Annotated in this window: 6 protein-coding genes; 1 reads left to right on the top strand and 5 read right to left on the bottom strand. The window is 39.0% G+C overall.

Annotated features, from left to right (window positions below; genetic code table 11):
• Positions 1-346: 346 nt before the first annotated feature.
• From BFL01S_RS21430 to BFL01S_RS04000, 4 genes are all read right to left on the bottom strand, one after another.
• Positions 347-613, bottom strand: coding sequence for a CDI toxin immunity protein (locus BFL01S_RS21430; RefSeq protein ID WP_427625262.1), 267 nt, complete (start codon positions 611-613; stop codon positions 347-349).
• Positions 614-808: 195 nt separating this feature from the next.
• Complete coding sequence (locus BFL01S_RS04010; protein ID WP_061784951.1) at positions 809-1,465, bottom strand: YvcA-related protein; 657 nt, start codon at positions 1,463-1,465, stop codon at positions 809-811.
• A gap of 22 nt (positions 1,466-1,487) precedes the next feature.
• On the bottom strand, positions 1,488-2,756 hold the full coding sequence (locus tag BFL01S_RS04005) for a hypothetical protein (RefSeq protein WP_061784950.1): 1,269 nt from the start codon (positions 2,754-2,756) through the stop codon (positions 1,488-1,490).
• Positions 2,757-2,849: 93 nt separating this feature from the next.
• A complete protein-coding gene (locus BFL01S_RS04000) occupies positions 2,850-3,734 on the bottom strand; it encodes an AraC family transcriptional regulator (RefSeq protein ID WP_061784949.1) in 885 nt (294 codons plus the stop codon).
• Between the two features lie 107 nt (positions 3,735-3,841).
• Here BFL01S_RS04000 and BFL01S_RS03995 point away from each other — a divergent pair, with 107 nt between their 5' ends.
• Entirely contained in the window at positions 3,842-4,786 is a 945-nt protein-coding gene (locus tag BFL01S_RS03995; protein WP_061784948.1) for an EamA family transporter, read from the top strand.
• 29 nt (positions 4,787-4,815) lie between these two features.
• On the opposite strand, the gene BFL01S_RS03990 is transcribed toward BFL01S_RS03995, so the two are convergent.
• Positions 4,816-6,507 carry a TcaA NTF2-like domain-containing protein gene (locus BFL01S_RS03990; protein ID WP_061784947.1) on the bottom strand — a complete coding sequence of 564 codons (1,692 nt, stop codon included), beginning with the start codon at positions 6,505-6,507 and terminating at the stop codon, positions 4,816-4,818.
• Positions 6,508-6,604 lie beyond the last annotated feature (97 nt).

Raw genomic sequence — 6,604 nt, 5'->3', positions numbered from 1 at the left:
TTTCTACTGGTTTTGTTTCGTTTGATTGTTTGTCACTCATTTGACAGCCACCTAAAATCAGGCTACTGAGAACTATGGCTAGCGTTTTTTTTGTTTTTATATGCATAGTTCTCCTCCTAATTTTTAGCACTTATGTACCTTTCTTTTATGGTATCAACATGTATAGAGATTGTTATTTAAGCTATCTCCCTAATAGTTCACTAAACCCAACCTTAATGATTTGCTCATCTTAAATTTCAATTATAAGCGTAAGATTTGTATCAAACAGACAATAATAAAAACTAACTGCTTCAATTTTATCTAAAGATTGAAATATATGATTCAGGCTTGTTTCGATTACTGGAAGTTAATTGTCATCCCAAATGAGATAAACTCTGTCTTCAAAGTCCTTTACTCTTTGCTTAATGCGTGGAAGTAACTCTTCCCTGTTCTGAATAAGCAAATGATTTTCTATATTGCTCCAATCAACTTTTCCAGAAACAGAGATAGGAAACTTTTCTTCTATTAAATTAGTAATTGCTTGACTCTTTTCGTTCGAAAGGATTACTGTATTTTCTCCAAGCGTTTCAATACATTCATCAAATAATTGATGGTCACTACCTTTCGTGTTTATTTTAAGGTCTTTTAAGTTTTGTTCTAACTTCTACTGCCTTACTATTTTATTATCCACTTAATCTCATCTCTTTCCACAAGAAAAATTCATAAAACAACTATAGCATATAGCCAGAGAAGACGTTAAAAGGCTTATAGAGAAAAAGAACTCCTACCTTTTGGAATTCTTCTATTTCTATATAAGCTGTTTTCGATTTCACTTAAAGGTAATTGATGACATTACCTTGTGTGCTCGATCTTTTATTTTTTCATTTGATGGTTCACACTGGACCTGAAGCTGATTACACCCTACTGAATATACTACTTTTACTCCACCTTTTTGACTTTTGGGATGAACATATGCCGCATAACCAACTGCGTCTTCGTCCACCTTGAATGGTGCTATATACAATGTTCGATTTTTCAAGTCTACTTTTTCAAAAGCTGATGAGATCCCTAAGTTATTCGTCAAAAAATCAATAGAATAACTTACTCCTTTTTTATCGTTATAAAGCTCTTGGTTATAGTTGATACGGATTTGCGCTTCTACTTGATCATCGTATACTGCGCCTATTACATAGGATTCAATTTGGTTTTCTGTATATGAATAAAGCGTCTCAGAAATTCCCCCACCAGCCGGAAACAACATCTCATACTCCCCCGTTTTGGATTCAAGCGTATAGTATCCTTTTTCCGTTTCCTGTGCGGATTTCAGCATGCTGCGCGTAAATTCATCTTGGAGTGCTCTTGCTTTTATTTGTTCTTCTGTTGTCGCTTCCGGTTGCGTTTCTTCCTGTTCGTTTACGCTTTGACAAGCTGTGAGGCTCAACGTTACTATCAGTAAAGCGGTGAATCTTTTTAAATTTAAACGCATTGTATATCCTTACCTCCTGTTGTTACAGATCATCAAGTGAAACGACTTCTCCAGTTATAGCATTTACAGCGTAATGGCAGTCTAGCTTTCCGCAAAGAACGTACCTTCCTTGTTTGCGGTCATAAACATAGCATGGCGTAAGTTCTATGAAATTGTGCAGCTTCTCAAGCGCTTCTGCTTTCGCAACTGTTACTTCTTCTGCTTTTTGAAAGTCTGCAATCATTTCTAAAAGGGACTTTGTATCCATATAGTTCATAACCTCATAGCAAGAACGATCAATAAACAGCTGAATGTTTCGTTTCAACACACTCTGCGTTTGTTCTTTTAATTGTATTTTAGCGACTAAGTAGCCTTTGTCTCGATGTATAGATTTTAAAGACCACTTTCCAGAGTCGCTCTTATATACTTGTGCTAAAAAGCGCTGAACCGCTGCGATGCTCCGCTCAATATCTTCCTTCGTCACTTCTTTTAAGTCAGGATGTGGCTCTCGTTTCAATGCTTGATTAAATGATACTTCTTCTGTTAGCGTCAAGCTTTTTTCTTGAAACGCTTGTTGAACTTCACCTTCCCACTTGATTAGTTTATCAAGTTCTACATAGGCCTTTTCAGCAACAATGACGCTGAATGGTATCAGCGACAAATCGCGATTTCGTATGTATACTTCTTCAATCGCATAAGCAGGCGTCATTTTTTCCGTCTTCATATTTGGAAATTCAGCTAACTTTAGCTGCTCAGCCACAATGTGCTTCACTTGCGGTAGAGTAAGCTCATACTTTTCTCTGTTAAACGTCTCTTTCTTTGAAAAATCTCCGTTGATTGAGAAAAATGTTAAATTCCCCGCTTCATCCACTTCAACTTCAATCAATCCAGATGGCGATACGGAAACACCGTTTAGGATTTTTCTAAAGGACATTCGCTTGTCCTTACGCTTATGAAATACAAAATGAGTGCCTTCTTGAAGTCCCGTTTCGCTCTCAATCCAACGAACAACAGCATTCGAGTCTTCAATCGAAAGCTTGACACCTTCAGCATAAGAAATCCCGCCAACGAAAATAGCAGTTGTAAACAGTCCTGTGTGAAAATCGACTTCCACTACAGCTGTTCCAGTAGGGTTAAGATCTTCATCTAACAAGTCTTGTTCATGATTGGGAAACCACTCCATTGAAAGTGTATAGACTGTGTTTCCTAAAATAGTAGCACTGCGCCTAACGTCTGAACGATATAAATAGTAGTCTTGCAAGCCCAATTTCTCTTTTGTATGTTGAATGAGTTCATTTATTCTTGATTTCATTTGATTCTCCTTATCCTATTCCATAGTTTGGTAGATTTACCCACTATGATAAGGGAGAAACGCATTTTTTACAATTATTTTCCACAAACACTTTTAGAGCTTCCCTTTCCGATAAGCAAGTGGCGTCATTCCCATCATTTTTTTAAACTGATCAATAAAGTAGCTGGTGCTGTTAAATCCCACTTCAAAAGCTACGTCCGTAATGCTTTTTTCCTCTTGCTTTAAGAGCAGAATACTTTTTTGAATGCGATACTTCATCACGTACTGAAGCGGCGTAACGTCTAGCATCCTTTTAAAATAGCGGCAGCACTCAGATCGGCTTATTTGACCGGATGCTGCAATATCATCGAGAGTAATTTTTTCGCTATAGTTCATATGCACCCACGTCAACATAGCTTTTATGCGCTGATTTTTCACTTCTTCTGTGTACACGTACTGCTTCTGAAAAGCGTGAACCAAGAGCTGTTTCCAAACCTTAATAAGATTAGCCGTAATCTCAATTTCAAACAGCGGTTCTTTCGTTTGCACAAGCTTGCGAATGACAAATAAAGCTTGTTGAATAGCTCTGCTCCACTCTTTGCTTCCATCAATCAATACATACGATAAATTGGTGGATTGAACGTAAGGCAAAACGTAAGTTGTATAGAGCTCTTGAGGTAAAAAAAGATGCGGAAGCACGTTTAAACAAATATACACGCAGCCCGTTTTCTTGAGATCTTCTGCCATATGCAAGCAGCCGCTGTTAATAAAGAGTCCATCCCCGCTACGCAGCTTAATTTTTTCTTCGTTCACTTGAAAAATCGCTTCTCCTTTTAAAACGTAGATGAGCTGAATTTCATCGTGCCAGTGAAGCGGAATGTAACCGCTGGCGTGTTCTAGTATCGTCGTCTCATAGCAAGCAATCGGCAGCGCTCCCGTGTAGTGCTTCGTTAGCTCTTTTAAGTTTTGTTCATTGATTAAAAACTGCTTAAACTTCATAGCCCACCTCAATATTTTTATATTTTTAAGCTCGATTTGAATATAAATACGCGTTTTTTCTCTTTATGATTATACTATCATGATATTTTGTAAAGGTAGGAAATCAAATGAAATCTAATCGACGTGCTGGCTTATTATTCGTGATTGTGGGCGCAACGTTTTGGGGAATTGGAGGAACAGTAACAAAAAAGCTGTTTCAAGACTATGAAATTGACGTCAACTGGCTAGTGACCACGCGTTTATTACTAGCCGGATTGCTGCTTTTACTTTTAAGCTGCTTTGGTAAAAATCGCCGGGAAGTCCTTTTCATTTGGAAAGAAAAGCAGACGGCTCTTCAGCTCGTCACTTATAGCATATTGGGCATGCTTGGCGTACAGTATACATATATGGCAGCTATTCATCATGGAAATGCAGCCGTCGCAACGCTGCTTCAATATTTAGCACCCGTCATTATTATTGTATACTTGCTGTTTCGAAGACAAATGCGTTTTACTAGACAAGACGGAACGATCCTTTTATTAGCTTTAACCGGATGCTTCTTCCTTCTTACAAACGGGTCGCTCTCAACGCTTTCTGTGCCCTATCTAGCCATCGTATGGGGACTGCTTTCTGCGGTATGCTCCGCTTTTTATACGCTGTATGCAGTTCGGCTTCTTAAACGATTTAACTCTTTGGTTGTTGTTGGATGGTCAATGGTGGTTGGCGGAGTTGCGCTTAGCTTTATTCGAGCGCCTTGGGAAGCTCATTTTGATACATTTACGTTTGCTGCGTACGGCTACTTGCTCTTTGTCATCATCTTTGGAACGATGCTGGCGTTTTGGCTGTATATTAAAAGCTTAGATAGCCTCCCCCCAAAAGAAACAAGTTTGTTAGGAAGTCTGGAGCCTCTTGCTGCTGTTTTGACAACGGTCTTTTGGCTTCAGCAGCCGTTTGGGTTCTTTCAGTGGGTAGGAGCTGCTTGTATCTTTGGTGTTGTCTTTTTACTTACGCTTCAAAAAGCTCCTAAAGCAAACACGCTTGAACAGAAAGATCCCCCTCTCAAAATCTCTTAAATGATGAGAGGAGGATCTTTCTCTATAGTTTATTCAACTGGCGTTTGAACGTCTTTGGTGGTTTCAATACTTTTAATTTTAAGCTTATCTTCACCTTTTAGCTCCACGCGATAGATTCGATTCTTTACAAACTTTGTACTGGCATCATACGAATCGGTAAACGTGTACTCTTCTGTTGCATACACCGAATACTTACCTTCACCTGTCTTTTCAACTTTACCAACAAGCAATTGATCATTGGCAAACGACACGTTTTTTCCAGCTAAAGACGTAATATACGCTTCTAAATCACTATACACTTGCGCATCTTCATCGATATAAGGTGCCATTCCGCTAAAGTCACCGCTGTTTAAGCTTGAAAAATAAGCGGCTTTATAAGACCCTACAAAGTTGTGAATCTCTGTTTCACTCACGTCTTTTACAGGCTTTGGGTCATTTTCTGCTGATTGCTTATCTTTTGCCTCTGCTTTTTCTGTCATAGCTGGTGCAGTGTTATCATCCGTAACCCCGCGGCCAAAATTCATATACACAATAAAAATGAGCACGATTGCAAGAACTGCCCCTACGAAAAAGGGAAACGTTCGCTTTGTTTTTTGCTGCTTTTCTAAAACCGGATAGTCGGCTGTAGCTGGAACGCTTAGCTTTTCTTCTTTCACTTGCAAACTAGCAAAATAAGAAGGAAGAGAAACAGGTGACATACGTTCCGGCCCGGTAAGCATTTGTACTTCTTCAGCAACTTCAATAAATTCAGCAATAGCTGAGCTTCGGTACAGGTCTGCTACTTGGTCGAACGCTTCAATTTCTTTTCCTTGAAAAAACGTTCGTGAAGCGTTCATAAACGATGATAGCCATTTATAGTGCGCATCCATTTCTTCAACGTAGGTTACTCTCTCGATTTGTTTTTGTAGCTGTTGTTGAGAACGCTCGCTATCGTTTATCATTTCATTAATTTCTTTTTCAATAGCCCGCAGCGCCTCGATAGCGTATGCTTTCATATCAGTTTCAAGATTCGCAAAACTGTTCTTCAAACCAGGTAAGTCGATTTCTTCGAGCTGTTTATTTGCGACGGTAAGACGGCGAATGCTTTCATTGTATTCGTGCTGCTTCGTACGAAAACCAGTTGCTGTTTGCTTTGTCACGTACTGCTTTTTTCGGAGCTGATTCCATTCTTCAAGCAGCTCACTTTCTTGCTTTTGAGCAGTTAAAGCATCTTCTTTTAACCCTTCACGCTTTTGATCAACATCCATAAACGCTGGCAAATATTCTGCGCACTTCGCTTCAAGATTCGCTAGCTTTTTTGTTTGACCATATGCTGATATAGCATCGAAAAAACGATTTAACAAGCTGGTCATGTCAGACGATGTGTTAATGTTTGTTTCAAAAAGGCTTAGTATCTCTGTATGTAGTTGTTTTAACTTCTCTACTCGGCGCAAGTTTTGACTGCGCGCTTCCAGAAAAGCTGGATAATCTGTTGAAAGCAGCGTTGTCACTAAAAATTCTCCGTTAGTCATATCATACTGCTTGCGCTCTGTTTTCACTACTTTATAAACCTCATGCAGCTCTTTAGAAACTTCCATCATAAACTCTTGTTCCGTCAGCTGATGAAGCTTGTCCTTTACGTTACGTAAATGGCGTGAGCGCAGCGGTTCTTTTTCGTTATATAAGCTCAGCCATTCTTGCAGCATCTCATAAGCTGCTTCATTCCATTTAATTGTGCTCATGTAGTTATTCACCCGTTAATTCAATATTTTCTACTATCACTATACAGGAATTTCACGAGATTTCCAGACAAAAATAGCTATACGATAACCCGCATAG

This window comes from Priestia flexa NBRC 15715 (assembly GCF_001591565.1).
GTDB lineage: Bacteria > Bacillota > Bacilli > Bacillales > Bacillaceae_H > Priestia > Priestia flexa.
Note: the sequence above shows the minus strand (reverse complement) of the source record. Positions and strands in the feature narration are given on the sequence as shown.

Excerpts from the sequence above, each read along its gene's own strand:
- BFL01S_RS03995 (WP_061784948.1), top strand. The coding sequence starts at position 3,842 with ATGAAATCTAATCGACGTGCTGGCTTATTATTCGTGATTGTGGGCGCA.
- BFL01S_RS04010 (WP_061784951.1), bottom strand. The coding sequence starts at position 1,465 with ATGCGTTTAAATTTAAAAAGATTCACCGCTTTACTGATAGTAACGTTG.
- BFL01S_RS04005 (WP_061784950.1), bottom strand. The coding sequence starts at position 2,756 with ATGAAATCAAGAATAAATGAACTCATTCAACATACAAAAGAGAAATTG.
- BFL01S_RS04000 (WP_061784949.1), bottom strand. The coding sequence starts at position 3,734 with ATGAAGTTTAAGCAGTTTTTAATCAATGAACAAAACTTAAAAGAGCTA.
- BFL01S_RS03990 (WP_061784947.1), bottom strand. The coding sequence starts at position 6,507 with ATGAGCACAATTAAATGGAATGAAGCAGCTTATGAGATGCTGCAAGAA.